An 18768-nucleotide genomic window follows, 5' to 3' on the forward strand; every position below is an offset into this window, starting at 1 on the left:
ATTCGGGGTATTTTATTTCGTTTTCGTTGTTTCAATTTTTATTGGAATTTGGTTCCAATTGGGCCGAAAATCCTCTGATTTTTGAAAAAATTTCAATTCCGGTAACCTGCTCGCAACGATACCGCTACAGCAATTTCCAGCCTTGCTAAACGGCGCCGTTTATGGCTAACTGCCGAATTATTAGTAAATTTGCATTGTTTTTATTCAATCGTCCGGTTGAAAATCGACCAAATTACCGGATTCAAAATAGCCTTTCATCAGTGCATGAGTATTGCATTCAGAAATAAGAAAATCTAAAATTTATGATCAAAAGGAAAAAGCCTCTGATTCTGTTTAAGTACGGCGGAAATGCTATGACCGATGATGAACTGAAGAAGCAGGTGCTGGAGCACATGTGTTCATTGACGAAAAAGGGATATCATGTGGTCATCGTTCACGGCGGAGGACCTTTTATTAAAGACATTCTGGGCAAAGTGGGCGTTGAGTCGGAGTTCATCGACGGTCACCGGAAAACCACTCCCGAAGCCCTGAAATATGTTGAAATGGCTTTAAAAGGTGAAGTAAACGGCAGCTTGGTCAGTTTGGTAAATCGTTTGGGATATAAAGCTGTTGGTCTCTCTGGTAAGGATGGAAAGATGGCCATTGCGACCAAACGGCTTCACCGGAAGATGGTTGATGGAAAATGGAAGAGTTTCGATTTGGGGCAAGTGGGGGATGTAGAACACATCAATCCGCAGTTGCCCGAACAGTTGCTGAATGAAGGGTACATTCCGGTTGTTACCTGTATTGCGTCGGATGAGGAAGGAAACGACTACAACATCAATGCCGATATGTTTGCCGGTCACCTGGCCGGTGCATTGCATGCTGAGCAGTATATTGTGTTGACAGACGTGGACGGTTTACGGATGGACAAAGACAAACCGGAGACGCTTATCGACAAACTACATGTGGCGGAAATTCCGTCATTGGTTGAGGCAGGTGTAATTCAGGGAGGGATGCTTCCGAAAATGGACGCCTGCCGCATTGCGTTGGCTGACGGAGCTGGTTCAGCCCGTATTATTAACGGAACCCAACCCGAACAGATATCAGACCTAATCGGGAAAAACCCGGTTGGCACAACTATAATCAAGTAATCATGACTTTAAAAAACAATCAGGCGTATCACGACGTCGATCAGAAGTATTATTTACAAACTTTCAGACGATATCCGATTGTTCTTGAGAAAGGAGACGGGGCAACCGTCTGGGACGTGGAAGGTAACCGCTATGTGGATGCTTTGGCTGGCATAGCGGTGAACAACGTGGGACACAATCATCCCAACGTGGTGAATGCCATTCGCGAACAGGCCGGGAAACTCATTCACATCTCCAATTTCTACCTGAGCCGGCCACAAGCGGAGCTTTCGCAGAGGCTGGTGGAAATGTCCGGCCTCGATCGCGTGTTTTTCAGTAACAGCGGTGCCGAGTCGGTAGAAGGAGCGATTAAAATTGCCCGAAAATATGCTCACAGCAAAGGACATGGCGGAACAGTCATTTCCATGAGCGGTTCATTTCATGGCCGGACACTGGCTACCATTGCTACGGGTAAAAAGGCGATGCAGGAAGGATTTGAGCCCATCCCGCAAGGCTTTACTCAGGCTACTTTCAATGATATTGAGTCGGTTAAAAAACTGGTGGATAACGAAACCGCTGCGATTATCGTCGAACCCATTCAGGGAGAAGGTGGAATCAACGTGGCCGAAAAGCAGTTTATTACGGATTTGCGCGCCTTGTGTGACGAAAAAGATCTGGTACTCATCTTCGATGAAATCCAGTGTGGAATGGGACGGACAGGCCGTTGGTTCGCAAAAGATTATTACGGCGTACAGCCCGATATTATGACGCTGGCCAAAGGACTTGGCGGCGGTGTCCCGGTAGGAGCCATCCTCTCGAATGAAAAAGTGAGTCAGGCACTGAACTATGGTGACCACGGAACCACGTTTGGTGGAAATCCGTTGGCTTGTGCTGCTGCCCTGGCAACCATTCAGACCATTGAAGAAGAGAACCTGTTGAAAGCAGCCGTGGAAAAGGGAAAATGGCTGAACGATAAACTGTCGGAATTGAATGAGGCTTCCATTAAACAAATCAAAGGAAAAGGGTTGATGGTTGGTGTTGAATTTGATTTCGAAACGAAGCCGTTGGTGGGAGAAATGCTGAAGAATGGTGTGCTGGCGAATGCCACCGCCGGAAATATTCTGCGTTTAGTACCGCCGTTAAACATTACTTATCCGGAGCTCGAAGAGGTGCTCAGGGTGTTGAAGATTTCGTTAAAAAACTTGAGAGAGCATGGGTAAGAAAAAAAGAATAGGCATCATAGGAGCCACCGGATATACCGGCTCCGAACTCGTCCGCATTCTCGTTAACCATCCGGAGGTTGAGATTGCGTTGATTACTTCCGAAAGCCGCGCCGGCGAAAAATTCTCAGATATTCATACTTCCTTTCGGGGAATTGTTGATATCGTACTGCAACCCGCTTCGCAAGTGGAAAAGACTGACCTTGATCTGGTTTTTCTGGCATTACCGCATGGTGTTTCCATGGATTTTGTAAAAAAATATCATCAGAAGCCTTTCAAAATCGTAGACCTGTCAGGTGACTTCCGGCTCGATTCCCCCGAGGTGTACCATGAATGGTATCAGAAGGAGCATGTTTATCATGAGGGCTTCGACAGTGCCGTATTCGGTTTACCGGAATTGAACCGCGAAAATATTAAGCAATCAGACCTGATCGCTAATCCGGGGTGTTTCCCCACGACGGCCATTTTGGGACTGGCTCCGCTACTGAGCGAAGGAATGATTGAAAGCCGCGGAATTATAGTGGACTCCAAGACCGGCGTTACCGGAGCGGGAGTGAAGCCGAAAGAGGTAACGCATTTCCCGAATGTAAACGATAATTTCAAGGCTTATGGCCTGAAGAAACACCGGCATACCATCGAGATTCAGGATACACTGAACAAGCTTTCTTCGGAAGAGGTTAGCCTGCAGTTCACACCGCATCTGCTACCGGTTGACCGGGGTATTCTGTCGACCATTTATGCGCGTCCTGTGAAAGATGTAACAACTGCTGAACTGAATGCTCTTTACCTGCGTTATTACGAAGGTCATCCTTTTGTGCGCATTACTCCGGAAGCTCCGACGATCAAGGATGTGCGGGCATCGAACTACTGTAATATTTTCATAACTTTCGATGAGCGAACCGGCAACATCATTGTTTTAAGTGCGATTGATAATCTGGTGAAAGGAGCTGCGGGCCAGGCAATCCAAAACATGAATCTCATGTTGGGACTGGACGAAACTACTGGACTGGAGCAAGTTCCTGTAAATCCGTAATGAATCTTTTAAATCAATTAATCTAAAATCTTTTCAGGCATCTGCTGAAAACAGGTGCCCAAAAGAAAAAACATAAGATGGAGTCAAAACAACGAAACACAATGATTAAGAATATTACGAATGTAAGGGGAATCAAGTGTTGGGGGGCGCACATCGGTGTGAAGTCGATGCGGCGCGACCTGGCCCTTATTTATTCGGAAGTGCCTGCCAGCGCAGCTGCGGTTTTTACGCAGAATCAGGTGGTTGCCGAGCCCATTAAGGTATCGCGCAAGCATGTTGCCGACGGCAAGGCGCAAGCCATTGTGGTAAATGCTGGAAATGCCAATGCCTGTACCGGTGAGCAAGGTCTTGCCGGTGCTGAAGCCATGGCTGAAACTTATGCTAATGAACTGGGAATTGACAAGGATATGGTACTTGTTGCATCCACCGGGATTATTGGCGAACCTTTCCCAACCGATGATATTGTGGAAGGGATTAAAGAAAATGTCGACAAGCTAACGAATAAGTCGAATGCCGGCTCTTTTGTAGCCAATGCTATTCTGACAACGGACACCTTTGCTAAAGAGGGTTTTATAGAGTTCGATGTGAATGGCTATGAAGTCAATCTGGGTGGTATCGCTAAAGGTTCGGGTATGATTCATCCGAACATGGGAACCATGCTGGCCTTTTTGGTAACCGATGTGGCTATTGAACCTAAGCTATTGAAGCGCCTGGTAAAAAAGGCAGTCGATCGTTCATTTAATATGATTACTGTTGACGGTGACACTTCGACCAATGACATGGTCGCCGTATTGGCCAATGGAATGGCCGGAAATGAGATGCTGACCAAAGAGAAAGATCCGGGATGCAAGGTATTTTACGAACATTTGGAAAACATGATGATTCACCTTGCCAAGCTGATTGTCTCAGATGGTGAAGGTTCATCGAAGTTTGTTCAGTACCAGGTTACGCATGCTCCCGATGAGTTGACAGCCCGGAAGCTGGTTCGGACGATTTCGGATTCATCCCTGGTGAAAGCTGCAATGTTTGGCCGTGACCCAAACTGGGGACGGATTATTTGCGCAGCCGGAAATGCAGGTGTTCCTTTCGATTATGAGAAAGTGGATCTTTACCTGGGAGACGAAGAAACGCAGATTAAGGTATTGGAGCAAGGCGCTCCACAGGATTATGATCGCCATTATATGAAGAAACTTCTGCGGGAATCACACATCTATGTGAAGCTTGACCTGAACAACGGACGTGCTAGCGCAACTGGTTGGGGAAGTGATTTGACCACAGATTACGTATTATTCAACTCAGTATATACAACCTGATTAAGAAAAGGTAATCCGTTACATAAAAGCAAAATTTTCCCTCTGGCATTTTCTGTCAGGGGGATTTTTTTTTTAGCTGGTTTGTACCTGGATGGTCAGCATCAGGATTCCTAACACGAGATAGACGATGCTCATCAGTCTCGACAAGGATTTTTCACTGATTTTACTTGCCTGACGGGCGCAGAAGATGCCAGTGAAGATAGCGGCCATCGCAATGGTCATTCCTGCCGAAATGTTAACGTTACCCATGCTGGCATGACCAATAACTCCTGAGGCAGCCGTTAGTGACATAATCAGAATGGACGTTCCCAGTGCTTTGTGAATTGGAAACCTGTTGACAAACAGAAGTATCAGTAAAATGTTTGTTCCGCCGCCTGCACCCATAAAGCCAGTCATGAAACCGCTACCGCCCGCTAAAACCACACCTGCTATGCTCCGCCAAAGCGGAATGTCGGGAATTTCGGAATCTTGTCCATCACTGTCGTCATGGTGACGATCGCGACGAATACCATTGATCCAAATAACGATAGCAAGAATAATCAACAGGGACGCAAAAGAGGAACCTAACCCATGGTCAGGTATTTTGTCGGAGAAACGCGCACCAACCAATGCCATGATAATGGAAGCCAGCGCTACAAAACCCCCCGACTTCATGTCGATATTACCATTCTTGTAAAAAGTATAAGCAATGGCCAATGGTGTCAGCACATCTACCACGAGACTGGTACCAATCGCTTCGTGGATGGTAAATTTCAAAAGAAGGTGGATGAGGGGAACCACAACCATAACGCCTGAGGCTCCGGTGAGGCCGGTAACAAGGCCGGTAAAAATGCCGATGATGATCAGAAAAACAATATCCATCAGATACTTATAGGTCAAAGAGACATTGGTGTGCTCTGTAAACATAAGCATTCTGTCAGGTAAATAAAAATCGGAATGATTGATTGTATTGTTAAAACCTTGAGCCTTACCCGATGAATGCTTAAATTTGACTAAAACGAATTATTATGAAGCTTCGGGAATTAATTATGAGGAATCGCAGCTACCGGCGATTTGTTGAGGAGTTCAGAATCGACCGGAAGGTATTGCTCGATCTGGTTGAGCTAACACGGTATGCCGCTTCCGGAAGGAATGCACAGCCATTGAAGTATAAGCTTTGCCATGAACCTGAAGTGAACGAAAAGGTTTTCGAACACCTGGCTTGGGCGAGTTACCTGACGGATTGGCCCGGTCCAAAGAAAGGAGAACGTCCTTCGGCTTATATTATCGTATTGCTCGATCGGGAAATTGCAGAGCACTGTTTTTGTGATGATGGCATTGCCATGCAGAATATCCTACTCGGCGCTGTCGATAAGGGATTGGGCGGATGCATCCTAAGGGCTGTTCACAAACCGGCTTTGCGCGAACTCTTTCGAATTCCCGAACGGTATGACATCATGGATGTTGTTGCGCTCGGAAAGCCGGCAGAGGTGATACAGATTGAAGAAGTAGGAGAAGACAACGACACACGTTACTACCGTGATGAAGACGGCGTACACCACGTTCCGAAACGTCCGCTGGCGGATCTGGTAATCGACTAGCCAGCAAAATTCTATTTCAGTTTATCCTTGAAAACTTTCCGGAATTTCTCCAGTTTGGGAGTAATAACGAGTTGGCAATAAGGTTGACTGGTGTTGTTTTCGTAATAATCCTGGTGATAATTCTCCGCCGGGTAAAATGCCTCGAATTGAGTGATTTCTGTTACAATCGGGTTGTTCCAAATGCCGGCACTGTTCAGCTTTTGTTTGTAAGCTTCAGCTAACTCTTTCTGTTTTTCGTTATGATAGAAAATGACCGATCGGTATTGCGTTCCGACATCGTGTCCCTGGCGATTCAACGTAGTTGGATCATGCGTTTGCCAGAAAACCTTGAGTAATTCCGGGTACGAAATGACCTTCGGATTGTAGATAACCTGAACACATTCTGCATGCCCGGTTTTCCCGGTACAAACTTCCCGGTAACTTGGGTTCTTAACCGTACCTCCGGAATAGCCTGAAATGGCTTTTTTTACACCTTTCAATTCGCTGAAAATTGCTTCGCTACACCAAAAACAACCTTCACCAAATGTCGCAGTATCGTATTCAGCTTTTTCATTCATATCCGATGCTTTCTTTTTGGGCTGTTTGCTATGATTTTCATTTTTCGGAAATGAAAATGAAGCAATGATTCCCGCTAAAACGATAACGGGAACAAACCGTATGTAACGTGAAGTTTTCATGTACCCGATTGTACGATGCTTCAGTTTGAAAGTTTCCGGTTACTGTTATGAAAATAGGCATCGAGAATGGCCAGGTAACGCTGTTTTTCTTCCGGAAGGAGGAACGCAGACTCAAAAGAATTTCGTGCCAAACGGTACAAATGGTCCTTGTTCAGTTCGAGTGCCTGAGTCACGGCCAGGTAGTTCTCGTTGACGTAACCGCCGAAATAAGCCGGGTCATCTGAGTTGACAGTCACTTTCAGCCCTTTGTCCAGCATGGTTTTCAGCGGATGATCGGCCATGTCTTTTACGACCTGCAACTTCAGGTTCGACAACGGACAAATGGTTAGCGGAACTTGTTCTTCAGAAAGCAGAGCAACCAAATCATTGTCCTCCAGACTACGGTTTCCGTGGTCGATGCGGGAAACGCTCAAGCCCTGAAGAGCACCCCAAACATATTCGGCAGGACCTTCTTCTCCTGCATGGGCAACCGTCAGAAATCCCATTTCCCGGGCTTTGTCAAATACCCGTTCGAATTTCTCCGGCGGGTTACCTTTTTCCGATGAATCGAGACCAACAGCGATAATTTTATCCCGGTAGGGGAGCGCTTCGTTTAGCGTTTCGAAAGCTGATTCCTCTGAAAGATGACGCAGAAAACTCATGATGAGATTGGACGAAACGCCAAGCTCTTTGCGGCCATCAGTCAGCGCATCCATAATTCCTTCAACTACCAGCTGAAAAGGAACTCCACGGGAAGTATGCGTTTGTGGATCGAAAAATATCTCGGTGTGAAGTATTTTATTGTCATATGCCTTTTGCAGGTATGCCCAGGTCAGGTCGTAAAAATCCTGGCGGGTTTGTAAAACATTGGCTCCTGCATAATAAATGTCAAGGAAATCCTGCAGTTGAGTAAACTGGTATGCATTTCGTAACTCTTCAACTGAGGCGTATGGTAGTTTCAACTGGTTACGCTCAGCGATTTTAAACATAAGTTCAGGCTCAAAACTACCCTCAATATGCAGGTGTAGCTCGGCTTTTGGGAGATTTTTAATAAACTGTTCCATCCGTAAAATTAACGATTCTTGACTAACTCGGTCTGGTTAATCATCCATCATAACGCATAACCGCGCAAGAGGTTTCAATGCAATAGGCAGAAAATTCTCAAATGGAAGCTATTTACTTCATCTTTTGCGCGTTTTCGTTGACTTTGTTGAATGCTTGCCGTAAATTTAAGAACTAACAGACTAAACCAAAATATTAATTAGCGTTCTTTCGTATAGACCAGATTAAATAAAAGGGTAACGAGATCCCGGTGACGTTCGTTTTTTATTCAACTGTATGATGCGATAAGTTTTGGGCAATTTATTACTTCCTGTAGTTAATTGAAACAGTTTACTCACTGTTTGCAGCTTAATTAAGTTATTGGCGATTACGTCCCCAGGTCTTTCGTTCCCTTTTATTTTATGTACATATAAATACTCGTTTTCAGTGAAACTGAATATTTTTTGATTGTACTCAAGGCAGACAATCTTTTTTGTTGATTCTTCATTCTATTCCGACATAAATCCTGTCAGATTTCTTTTTGAAAACGAATGGAGATGGAGTGTGTTGGACAGGTTCCGTTTCTTTTCCGGGGGGAGGAGAGTTTTTCCGGTAGTCTGTCTGTATTTTAATAGTATGTGAAAAATCTAATGATTACTTGTGATGACGCGATTGAAGTATCAATTTACGCTGGATGATATGCCCCTGGTAGCTGAGTATATTTATCAGACTTATCAGCGGGACCACGATGACTTCGAGCATTATTCGTCCGATTTCAATCAGGAGTTTGAGGAAGCACTTGAAGAAAGAATCAATGCCATTCGGGAGTTGCCGAATTTGGATTTGTTTGACGAAAAAGTGGCTGAAAAGCAGAAGAAGTTATTGATAATGACGGGACACCTTCGTCCGTTGCTTAATATTACAGAGATGTATTTGCGTTCATCAAATGATGTTAGCAAAGAGCATGATGACGAATATGGTAACATCAGTTTGTTACGTGACGGAATATCAGAGAAACGTTTTTGGGAAGTTCAATCAGGAATTTCCCGGTTGATTCGGTATATCAATCAGCATTTACCTGAATTAACAGAACGTGGATTCCCGGCCCGAATTGTTGACGACTTCCGGTTGTTGTCAGAAAATCTGCAACGGATGGAGGTCGATTTGGCTGAGACCATTCACGAAAAAGAGGTTAGTACAAACGAAAGCGTTCGTGCCGAAAATGATCTATGGGAGGCGCTGGAGGATATTTGGAATGCCTGCCCTGAGGTGTTTGCGAAAGTTCATCCCGAAAAGGCGAGAGATTATCTGCCGGAAGAGATCAAACGTCACATTCATCCCAAACCATCGCGGAAGGTTATACAATAAAGGCTATAGAAATAATAAGGAGCGAGGCTGTCCGGAAAGGCAGCCTCTTTTTTATACTTTCAGTTCTTCTCCTTCGGATTTGGCAATAATGACCGCACCGCACGAGTCACTCCAAACATTGGTTGCCGTCCGAAACATGTCCAGTATCCGGTCGACCGGAAGAACCAACGCAATTAGTTCAAAAGGCAATCCCAGGACATTCAGCAAGATAGTGATAATCACAAGGCTGCCCATTGGGATGGCAGCCGTGCCAATACTGGCCAGCAGAGCCGTGATTAGAATAACGAACTGTTCTTTTAAGCCCATAGCAGCTCCCTGTGCCTGCGCGATAAACATCACCACGGCGGCTATGTAGATCGCGGTCCCATCCATATTGACCGTAGCGCCAATCGGCAGCGTGAAATTGGTAATCTTTTCCGAAACACCTGAATTTTCATGGGTGTCGTTCATATTTAAGGGTAGCGCAGCAGCTGATGAAGCGGTGGAAAATGCCGTCAGCAGTGGTGTTGTCACATTTTTCATGTGCTTAAACGGCTTTGCCCGCCCCACAAATCTAACCAGTAGTGGCAGCGTGATAAAAGCGTGAATGAATAATGCTACGAGAACGGTTAGCATAAAGGCCCCGAGCCGGTATACCAAATCGCCAAAATCTTTTTGATCAGCAACCACTTTCACGATCAAACCAAACACTCCGTAAGGGGCCAGCTTAATGATGAACATGGTAATCTTCATGAACAGCTCGAAGCCGGAAGTAAACAGGTCGACCAACAGTTGCCGGTGCTGACTTCCCAGTTTGGCCAGGAATATCCCAATGATGATGGCAACAAAAATGATGGACAACAATTCGTTGTCGACCATTGCTTTGAAAATATTGTCAGGAACAATGTCAATGAGCGTTTCGCTGAAACTTTTGTGCTGAATCTGCAGCTTGTCAACACTCTCAATCGCTGTAATATCTACACCGATACCCGGTTTTACCAGATTGACCAGGATTAAACCGGTCGAAATAGCCAACATACTTGTTACTACATAATATGCAATGGTTTTTAAACCAAGTCGGCCAAAATTTCCATGCCCGCCAATGCTGGATATCCCCGAAATAATGGAGGTGAGAATCAGTGGGATGACAATCATTTTCAGTAACCTGAGAAAAATATCACCCATCCAGCTCACATAGGGAACTACGGGTTTGAAAAATATACCAACGATAACTGCAAGTACAAGAGCAATCAGAATTTGCCAGTGGAGGTCTATCTTTATTTTTTTCATAAACTACAGGTTATGCACAGCGATAGGCGCGGCACCGAATATAGCGAGAATTATAGAATCAGCAAAAATCAACGAATCCCGGAGATGAAAGCCATTTTAATATGCGTTCGACTCAATTGCTAAATCCACTTTTTCTTTTTGAAATACCAAAAGAGAATAACCACAATACTGATCATGATGCCCCATAGCACGAAATAGGCGTACTTCCAGTGAAGTTCCGGCATGTTTTCGAAATTCATTCCGTAAACACCTACCAGGAATGTGAGCGGAATGAAAATGGTAGCAATAATGGTGAGCACCTGCATCACTTTGTTCATCCTATAACTGATGCTTGACAGATACAAATCTTTTAGCCCGGAAACCACTTCCCGGTAGGACTCAATCGTTTCGATAATCTGAACGATGTGCTCGTAAATGTCGGTGAAATATTTGCGGGTTTTGTCTTCAATTAATTCAATATCATCGTTTTCCAGCTTTCGCATCGATTCGCGAATCGGGTAGGTTATTTTCCTGAGCTGTAGCAAGTCACCTTTGATGCGATGAATCTCCTGCAATGCATCTTCGCCCGGATGGTTGAAAATTCGATCTTCCAGTTTTTCCAACTGGTTCCCGATATTCTCAATAATGGTGAAATAGTTGTCGACGATTACATCGGTCAACGCATAAAACAGGTAATCAGCTCCGCGCGAACGGATGCTTCCTTTGGAAGACGAAAGGCGGTTGATGATCGGTTCAAAAATATTGTCGGGCTTTTCCCTAAAACTGATAACATAATTTTTGCCGAGAATGAGACTGACCTGGTCAGTTGATAGATTGTCAGTCTGTTCTTCGTACTGAAGCATTTTCAAACTCAGCATCACATAATCATCCTCGTCTTCTACTTTCGGACGCAAATCCGTATTCAGAATGTCTTCCATCAAAAGAGGATGTATCTCATAGTGACTACCCAATTTTTCCATCAGTTCCACATCGTGCAGCTGGTCGATGTTAATCCAACTAACCGGATTGGTCTCTTTCCGCATCAATGCATCTTGCAGGGTAGCTTTGGTATTCACTTCAAACTTCGAAGCGTCATAATCGATGATGGTTAGTTCGGGGGCTTCTTCGTGTTTATCTCCAATAAAAACCATACTGCCAGGTGGTAGACCTGTTTTTTGGGAGACTTTCTTTTTCCGGGTATTGCGCTTTTTGATGTGTGGATTTTTCATATGTGTTGGCTCTTAAATTCTGTCGATGTCAGAAACAGCGAATTATTTGAGTAGTTCAACTGCTTATGCCTGCAAATGAGCCCGATGCTTTTTGCTTGCATTTGCTGTTTCTGATTTAATATCCACCTAAATTAAGCAAAACATTTAGTATGACTATCATGATACTGAGGGCGGAGGACTGGCAATTTTATCTCAATGCAGCTATTTTATTTTGCTGTAATCAGTCTACATAAGCCTGAGCTCTTGTATTGTTATGCTAAATTTTTTAACTTTTGGTTCAATAGTTTCTAAACCTAACAACCCTCTTCCTTATTTGATTTGTTTAATTGAGTAGTTGAAACTTGACCAAACGAATGCTTATAATGAAAGAATTTTGCACGGAATTAAAGCAAATCAGGAAGCTGGTTTTTAGCAATGAACTATTTGTTTGCGCCACAGGAACTCCAAAATGTAAATTATTAATTTTTTATTGACTGTGCTTGTTTTCAATTGTTTGTCATGAAAAATGCAAATGTGAAAACATGTACGTGTTTTGTTTTGACTAAAACTGGACTTTAACCTTAAACAGTGATGAGGCCGGATAGATTCGGCTCTCGTAACCGGAGGCTGCTTGTGTGTTTGATTCCTTTTTCCGGACGCTAAACATAATAGCATTGGTTGAAAAGGATGAAAGCTTCTTCAAGGCAGTCGAATAATTGTTTGTGAAATTAGCCTAACAGATGTTCCTATGCTTGATAGAATTATTGAATTTTCCATCAGGAATAAGTTGGTCATCGGATTATTGACCCTTGCTCTGATTGGATTGGGGATTTACAACTTTACCAAATTACCCATAGACGCCGTTCCTGACATCACAAATAACCAGGTGCAGGTGACGACGGTTTCTCCCTCATTGGCACCTCAGGAGGTTGAGCAGTTTATCACGTTTCCCATCGAGGTGGTGATGGCCAATATTCAGGGCGTGAAAGAGATTCGTTCCATTTCGCGTTTTGGACTTTCGGTGGTTACCATCGTTTTCGAAGACCGGATTGATACGCACATTGCCCGCCAGATGGTGAGTGAGCAAATTAAAAGGGCCGAACAGGACATTCCGGCCGGCTACGGTACCCCGGAGATGATGCCCATTACCACCGGACTCGGTGAGATATTTCAGTATGTTTTGGTTCCTGAAAAAGGGTATGAGAAGGCATTCGATCCGATGAAAATCCGTACGGTTCAGGATTGGATCGTGAAACGGCAACTGGCCGGAATCCCTGGAATCGTTGAAATCAGCAGTTTTGGTGGTGAGGTGAAACAGTACGAGGTTGCCGTGAAACCCCGCGATTTGGTAGGAATGAATGTGACCATCACCGAGATTTACAACGCGCTGGTGCGGAATAACGAAAATACAGGTGGAAGTTATATCGAAAAAGGACCGCACCGGTATTACGTCCGTGCCGAAGGACTGGTTCGTGACGAGAAAGACATTGGCAATATTCTTATCAAGAATGTTAATGGTTATCCGCTGTTTATTAAGGATGTGGCTACCGTGAAACTTTCATCACCTCCGCGCTTTGGTGCAATGACCAAAGATGGTAAGGGAGAAACAGTTGGTGGTATCACTTTGATGCTCAAGGGAGCCAATACTTCCCAGGTAATCAAAGAGGTTCGGAAACGAATAAACCAGGTTCAGAAAAGCCTTCCCGAAGGATTGAAAATCGAGCCATACCTCGACCGTTCGCAATTCATTGCCAAAACGATTGATACCGTCAAGCAAAATCTGTTGGAAGGAGGTATTATTGTCATCTTCATCCTGATTTTATTACTTGGAAATTACCGTTCCGGACTTATCGTGGCGTCGGTTATCCCACTTTCCATGTTGTTTGCGTTCATTATGATGAACATTTTCGGGGTAACAGCTAACCTGATGAGCCTGGGAGCCATCGACTTTGGTCTTATTGTCGATGGTGCCGTTATCGTGGTGGAGGGAATTGTTTACTTACTACATCAGCGATTTAACGGCAAAATACTCAAGGCCGCCGAAATGGACGACACTGTTTCGACGGCCACGCACCGGGTGGGACGTTCAGCGGCTTTTGGCGTTTTCATTATTCTGATTGTTTACCTGCCGATTCTTGCTTTTACCGGCATTGAAGGAAAGAACTTTAAGCCGATGGCGCAAACGGTCAGTTTTGCGTTGCTGGGAGCATTGATATTGTCGTTGACTTATGTGCCGATGATTAGCGCTATTTTTCTTTCCCGGAAGGTTAAAGAAGAACATAGCCTGGCCGACCGGATCATTGATTTTCTGAACCGTTCACATCAGCCGGTATTGAAATGGGCGTTGAGACACAAAGTGATGGTTTTGTTGGTAACCATCGTTTTGTTTGTGGCAACCATGTTCTCATTTTCACAGTTAGGGGGTGAATTTATGCCTACACTGGAAGAGGGTGATTTGGCTTGCCAGATGACCATTGCGCCGGGGGCTTCGCTTGGACAAAGCATCAAAACTACTACGCAGGTTGAAAATATTCTTCTGAATCAATTCCCGGAGGTGAAAACGGTGGTATCGAAAATCGGAACGGCAGAAATCCCGACTGATCCGATGGCGGTGGAAGATGCCGATATCATGATCATTTTAAAGGACAAGAAGGAATGGGTGAGTGCTGACAATCGGGAGGGATTGGTGGCCAAAATGAAGAAAGCACTGGATGTAATTCCCGGTGCGTCATTCGATTTTTCTCAACCCATTCAGTTGCGATTTAATGAGTTGATGACCGGTGTAAAAGCCGATGTGGCGGTGAAAATCTACGGAGACGACATGAATCTGCTTTTCGAGAAAGCGAACGAAGCTGCGACAATCATTCAGAATGTACAAGGGGCCGGCGACGTGCGTGTCGAGCAAGTGACAGGCCTCCCGCAAATGATGGTTCGTTTTGATCGGGATAAACTGGCTCATTATAACCTCGATATTACCGATGTGAATAATGTCATACGGACTGCATTTGCAGGCGAAAAAGCCGGTTTGGTTTTTGAAGGCGAACGAAGGTTTGATCTGGTTATTCGCTTGGATGAGGCTTACCGGAATGACATCAGGGCATTGGAGCGCTTGCGGATTAATAAGCCGGGAGGCGAATTGATTCTGCTGAATCAGGTTGCAACGGTGACCATGGAAAATGGTCCGATGCAAATTAGTCGTGACAACACTCATCGGCGAATTGTCATTGGTATCAATGTCCGTAACCGAGATGTGGAATCGTTTGTGAATGAGATTAACGATAAACTGCAGGCCAGCGTAAAGTTGCCTCCGGGTTACTATTTCAGTTACGGAGGGCAGTTCGAAAACCTGCAATCGGCAAAGAAAAGCTCATCGATTGCTGTGCCGGTCGCACTGGTTCTGATTTTCATACTACTCTATTTTGCCTTTAGCTCGCTAAAACAGGCGACGATGATTTTTACGGCCATTCCGTTGGCGATTATGGGAGGCGTTTGGACGCTGTTCCTTCGTGGAATGCCGTTTAGTATTTCGGCCGGTGTTGGTTTCATTGCCCTGTTCGGAATCGTGGTGTTGAACGGTATTGTGTTGATATCCTATTACAATCAGCTGGAACAAGAGGGAGTGACGGATATATACGATCGGGTGTTGAAAGGAACGAGTATGCGTTTGCGTCCGGTATTGCTAACGGCTTCAACTGATGCGTTGGGTTTCTTGCCGATGGCGGTTTCTACAGCGGCGGGTGCCGAGGTTCAAAGGCCGCTGGCTACGGTTGTAATAGGAGGTTTGATCACTTCCACATTCCTGACATTGGTAATTCTTCCGGTCATCTATTACCTGTTTCATTCGGGTGAATGGAAGAACCTTTTTAAGCGGAAAAAGAAACCGGTGGTTACAGTTGTTCTGCTACTCTTACTTTTCCCGGTTGGAAAAAGCTGGGCGCAGGAACCGGCTAGGACTGTTACGCTAGACCAGGCAGTGGAGATGGCGCTGAATAATAACCTTTCGGTGAAAGCGCAGTCGATGATGGTGGAACGGGCGCAAGCGATGAAGAAATCATCTTTTTCGCTGGATCCGGTCAACTTGCAGTACGATAAAGGTAAGATTAACTCGACCTATAATGATTATTACTTCCAGGTGCGGCAACGTTTCGAGTTTCCGACGATGTACGGAGCTAATGCCCGACTGGCAAACGAAAATATCCGCCAAAGTGAACTGGCACTCGGAAGAGAAAAATCGATGCTGATAACGCAGGTGAAGATGCTATACTCCCGCAGCCAGATTGCGAGCGAGAAACTTCGGCTACTTCGCCGGCGTGACAGCTTGTTTGGAGCGCTTGAAAAAGCTGCCGACAGGCAATTGAAAAGTGGTGTCATTGGCCTGAGTGAGTATAACCTGTTAAAAGCCGAAGCGCTCCGATACCGGCAAGAGCTGTTGGCCGCCGAAACAAATTTCGAAACGCAGCTGGGACAGTTGCGGGTATTGTTGTATTCCGAAGAGCGGATTTTGCCTGTAACTGCTGAGTTGGAGCATTTTCAGCCTGTCCGTCTGTTACCCGATACGACTTCGACTTCATGGGATTATCGCATGATGTTGCAGAATGTGTCCTTGAAAAATGCGGAAGTCAAGGTTGCCGGAAACAACTGGGCTCCGGCTTTTACTGTTGGGTATTTCGATCAGAGTTTCGATGGAAACAAAGGCTACGACGGTTGGAGTGTCGGCCTCGAGATTCCCATCTGGTTTTGGTCGCAAACCTCGAAGACGAAAGCGCTGAAACTGGAACGTGAGTCACTGACGTATCAGGCAGCTCAGCAACAGCAACAAGACTGGGCGCTTCAGAGGCAACTGATTATGAAACTGCAGCAGTTGTCTAAAAGTGTGAATATGTATGAATCGGAGATTGTTCCCCGATCCCGGGAACTGCTGAAAGCTGCTATCAAGAGCCGTGAATTGGGGCAAACCGATTATATCGGATTTTCTAGAATGGCCGGCGAAGCTTTTTTGTCGCATTTCAATTATCTCGATATGCTTCAGCAATATAATGAGACGGTTTTACAATTGAATTTAGTAATGGGTTCCCCGGAAACAAAATAGCCATGAGAAATCAACTTTTTATCATCCTTGCCACAGTCGTGCTGATTTTTACCGCCTGTGGCCGAAATAAAAACGGTAACAACGAGGAAGCCGCAGCTTCCGGACAATTACAACTGAGTCGTGAACAGATTGACCATACCAATATTACGTTCGGCCAGCCGATGGAGAAAAATATGTCGGACGTGATTCCGGCCAGAGGAATGGTGGCTTTGCCTCCTGATGGACAGGCACGAATCAATTCCTTTTCATCGGGCATCGTGAAACGCATTCATGTAAAAATGGGACAGAAAGTTAAGCGTGGACAGGTGTTGGCGATGCTCACCGGCCCGGAGTTGATCACGATGCAGGAGAATTACCTGAAAAGTGTTTACGCTCTGGAGATGCTGGAAAAAGAATATCAGCGTCTGCAGCAACTGGAAGTCGATAATATTTCTTCGCGGAAGCAGTTGGAACAGGCGAAAGCTGCTTATCTGTCGGAAAAGGCAACCGCCCAATCGCTGTATGAGCGTTTACGTCTGCTACACATTGAACCAGAGAAATTGACGAGAGACGGCATCCAAAGTGAAATTCCTGTTATCAGTCCACTTGATGGAATGATCAACAAGATTAATTTTTCGGTCGGCCAGATTCTTTCTCCCGACCAGATGCTTTTCGAAGTGCTGGATTTAAGCAGGTTAGTGTTGAATATTTCGGTTTTGGAGAAGGATATTCCCCAAATCTCGGTGGGACAGAATGTCATGTTCATTCCCTCTAATTTGGGTGATAAGACTTATCCCGCAAAGGTGACGGCCATTGGCGGGATGGTGGAACAAACAGCCAAGGTTGTCAATGTGGTACTGAAACCCGTCGAACTGCCGGACAAACTTTTGCCGGGCATGTTTGTCGCTGCCATGATTCGGGTGGACGCTCATATGGCGAAATGTGTTCCGGAGGCTGCTTTGATTTATGACGAAAGCAACAATTCCATCCTGTTTTATACTGAAGATGATCCGGAAAAGTCTGGGAGTGTTACTTTCCGGCACATTCAGGTTGAACCGGGGTATCGTAACAATGGTTTTGTTGAGGTTGCAGGCCTTGATCAATTACCTGCTAATGCGCACGTTGTTTTCGACGGTGGGTATTATCTCTATTCAGAAGTCTTAAAAATGCAGGAATAAAAAGCTGAAAATCTTCTGTTTTTAATGTTATTGAGAATTTTTGTCAAAAAAAATAATTGTCAATAGCATTAAAAATGCCCGGGAGAGTTGATTTCTCGGGTATTATTTTGTTATTTTGGGATGATTTAGAGCGCATTGAGGCATTTAAGGCGTGAACATATTTGGCATGATAAATGTATTAATGTAGATATATAAAACAATATTGGAAGCGATTGAGACGTTTCTAAATCAGAAAGTAAGATATTAAGTTCGAAGTATTATGAAGAAAATTTTTGTGTTAGTTGCGTTGGTTGCCTTTATGGCTCAGGGAGTGATGGCAGCAGTACCCGGTAACGGGAAGGGAGACGCAGATGTTCAGCCAGTCAAGCTGACCAAAGCCATGTTCCTGGAGAAGGTGATGAATTATGAGAAAAATCCGAAAGAATGGAAATACGAAGGAAGCAAACCTTGTATCATCGATTTTTACGCCGATTGGTGTGGACCGTGTAAGCAAGCTTCTCCTATTCTGGATGAACTGGCAAAAAAATATGCCGGTAAAGTACAGTTTTACAAAGTCGATACCCAGGTAGAACAAGAGTTGGCCGCTGTTTTTGGCATCCGCGGTATTCCTGCATTTTTGTGGGTTCCGATGAATGGTAAACCGACCATGACCAGTGGAATTGCCCACAGCAAGGAGGAAACCAAAGCAATGTTCGAGAAATTGATCAACCAGATTTTATTGGGAAACAAACCAGCTGAGTAAC

General features: G+C 44.9%; 14 protein-coding genes. 9 read left to right on the top strand and 5 right to left on the bottom strand.

The annotated features are described in order from the left end of the window. Positions 1-302: 302 nt before the first annotated feature. The 4 genes from argB to argJ all read left to right on the top strand — a co-directional run bounded on the left by argB (position 303) and on the right by argJ (position 4678). A complete protein-coding gene (argB, locus tag AC060N_RS05970; RefSeq protein ID WP_479526291.1) occupies positions 303-1133 on the top strand; it encodes an acetylglutamate kinase in 831 nt (276 codons plus the stop codon). Between the two features lie 2 nt (positions 1134-1135). Continuing rightward, the gene (locus AC060N_RS05975) at positions 1136-2332 is read left to right on the top strand and encodes an acetylornithine/succinylornithine family transaminase (RefSeq protein ID WP_479526292.1); all 1197 of its coding nucleotides are present in this window, start codon (positions 1136-1138) and stop codon (positions 2330-2332) included. Beyond that, positions 2325-3365 (top strand): N-acetyl-gamma-glutamyl-phosphate reductase, encoded by a 1041-nt coding sequence (gene argC / locus AC060N_RS05980; protein ID WP_479526293.1) that lies wholly within the window; start codon positions 2325-2327, stop codon positions 3363-3365. The genes AC060N_RS05975 and argC overlap by 8 nt, the downstream gene beginning before the upstream one ends. Before the next feature lie 101 nt (positions 3366-3466). Further along, on the top strand, positions 3467-4678 hold the full coding sequence (gene argJ / locus AC060N_RS05985; RefSeq protein ID WP_479526294.1) for a bifunctional glutamate N-acetyltransferase/amino-acid acetyltransferase ArgJ: 1212 nt from the start codon (positions 3467-3469) through the stop codon (positions 4676-4678). A 72-nt stretch (positions 4679-4750) separates the two neighbouring features. Here the strand turns inward: argJ and AC060N_RS05990 are convergent, their stop codons facing one another. Beyond that, a complete protein-coding gene (locus tag AC060N_RS05990) occupies positions 4751-5584 on the bottom strand; it encodes a sulfite exporter TauE/SafE family protein (protein WP_479526295.1) in 834 nt (277 codons plus the stop codon). 101 nt (positions 5585-5685) lie between these two features. Between AC060N_RS05990 and AC060N_RS05995 the strand changes: the two genes are divergently transcribed. After that, the gene (locus AC060N_RS05995; protein ID WP_479526296.1) at positions 5686-6258 is read left to right on the top strand and encodes a nitroreductase family protein; all 573 of its coding nucleotides are present in this window, start codon (positions 5686-5688) and stop codon (positions 6256-6258) included. Positions 6259-6269: 11 nt separating this feature from the next. Here AC060N_RS05995 and msrA read toward each other — a convergent pair whose 3' ends face one another. Next, complete coding sequence (msrA, locus tag AC060N_RS06000; protein WP_479526297.1) at positions 6270-6935, bottom strand: peptide-methionine (S)-S-oxide reductase MsrA; 666 nt, start codon at positions 6933-6935, stop codon at positions 6270-6272. 20 nt (positions 6936-6955) lie between these two features. Further along, positions 6956-7978, bottom strand: a complete 1023-nt coding sequence (locus AC060N_RS06005; protein ID WP_479526298.1) for an adenosine deaminase — start codon at positions 7976-7978, stop codon at positions 6956-6958. Between the two features lie 640 nt (positions 7979-8618). Between AC060N_RS06005 and AC060N_RS06010 the strand changes: the two genes are divergently transcribed. Continuing rightward, a complete protein-coding gene (locus tag AC060N_RS06010; RefSeq protein ID WP_463228645.1) occupies positions 8619-9323 on the top strand; it encodes a hypothetical protein in 705 nt (234 codons plus the stop codon). A 51-nt stretch (positions 9324-9374) separates the two neighbouring features. On the opposite strand, the gene AC060N_RS06015 is transcribed toward AC060N_RS06010, so the two are convergent. Together AC060N_RS06015 and corA are read right to left on the bottom strand one after the other, a co-directional pair. After that, complete coding sequence (locus AC060N_RS06015; protein ID WP_479526299.1) at positions 9375-10592, bottom strand: dicarboxylate/amino acid:cation symporter; 1218 nt, start codon at positions 10590-10592, stop codon at positions 9375-9377. 119 nt (positions 10593-10711) lie between these two features. Then, positions 10712-11800 (bottom strand): magnesium/cobalt transporter CorA, encoded by a 1089-nt coding sequence (gene corA, locus AC060N_RS06020; RefSeq protein ID WP_479526300.1) that lies wholly within the window; start codon positions 11798-11800, stop codon positions 10712-10714. Between the two features lie 727 nt (positions 11801-12527). Here corA and AC060N_RS06025 point away from each other — a divergent pair. From AC060N_RS06025 to AC060N_RS06035, 3 genes are all read left to right on the top strand, one after another. After that, complete coding sequence (locus AC060N_RS06025; protein ID WP_479526301.1) at positions 12528-16868, top strand: CusA/CzcA family heavy metal efflux RND transporter; 4341 nt, start codon at positions 12528-12530, stop codon at positions 16866-16868. 2 nt (positions 16869-16870) lie between these two features. Beyond that, positions 16871-18025, top strand: coding sequence for an efflux RND transporter periplasmic adaptor subunit (locus tag AC060N_RS06030; RefSeq protein WP_463228638.1), 1155 nt, complete (start codon positions 16871-16873; stop codon positions 18023-18025). Between the two features lie 259 nt (positions 18026-18284). Beyond that, positions 18285-18767 carry a thioredoxin family protein gene (locus tag AC060N_RS06035; RefSeq protein ID WP_463228637.1) on the top strand — a complete coding sequence of 161 codons (483 nt, stop codon included), beginning with the start codon at positions 18285-18287 and terminating at the stop codon, positions 18765-18767. The last annotated feature ends 1 nt before the right edge of the window (position 18768 follow it).

The organism is Prolixibacter sp. DSM 2831, from assembly GCF_056493735.1.

Bases quoted from the DNA above. Each gene is read 5' to 3' on its own strand.
- AC060N_RS05975 (WP_479526292.1), top strand. From the start codon at position 1,136: ATGACTTTAAAAAACAATCAGGCGTATCACGACGTCGATCAGAAGTAT.
- argC (WP_479526293.1), top strand. From the start codon at position 2,325: ATGGGTAAGAAAAAAAGAATAGGCATCATAGGAGCCACCGGATATACC.
- AC060N_RS06030 (WP_463228638.1), top strand. From the start codon at position 16,871: ATGAGAAATCAACTTTTTATCATCCTTGCCACAGTCGTGCTGATTTTT.
- AC060N_RS06015 (WP_479526299.1), bottom strand. From the start codon at position 10,592: ATGAAAAAAATAAAGATAGACCTCCACTGGCAAATTCTGATTGCTCTT.
- AC060N_RS06005 (WP_479526298.1), bottom strand. From the start codon at position 7,978: ATGGAACAGTTTATTAAAAATCTCCCAAAAGCCGAGCTACACCTGCAT.
- AC060N_RS05995 (WP_479526296.1), top strand. From the start codon at position 5,686: ATGAAGCTTCGGGAATTAATTATGAGGAATCGCAGCTACCGGCGATTT.
- AC060N_RS06010 (WP_463228645.1), top strand. From the start codon at position 8,619: ATGACGCGATTGAAGTATCAATTTACGCTGGATGATATGCCCCTGGTA.
- AC060N_RS06035 (WP_463228637.1), top strand. From the start codon at position 18,285: ATGAAGAAAATTTTTGTGTTAGTTGCGTTGGTTGCCTTTATGGCTCAG.
- argJ (WP_479526294.1), top strand. From the start codon at position 3,467: ATGATTAAGAATATTACGAATGTAAGGGGAATCAAGTGTTGGGGGGCG.
- AC060N_RS06025 (WP_479526301.1), top strand. From the start codon at position 12,528: ATGCTTGATAGAATTATTGAATTTTCCATCAGGAATAAGTTGGTCATC.
- msrA (WP_479526297.1), bottom strand. From the start codon at position 6,935: ATGAAAACTTCACGTTACATACGGTTTGTTCCCGTTATCGTTTTAGCG.
- corA (WP_479526300.1), bottom strand. From the start codon at position 11,800: ATGAAAAATCCACACATCAAAAAGCGCAATACCCGGAAAAAGAAAGTC.
- AC060N_RS05990 (WP_479526295.1), bottom strand. From the start codon at position 5,584: ATGTTTACAGAGCACACCAATGTCTCTTTGACCTATAAGTATCTGATG.
- argB (WP_479526291.1), top strand. From the start codon at position 303: ATGATCAAAAGGAAAAAGCCTCTGATTCTGTTTAAGTACGGCGGAAAT.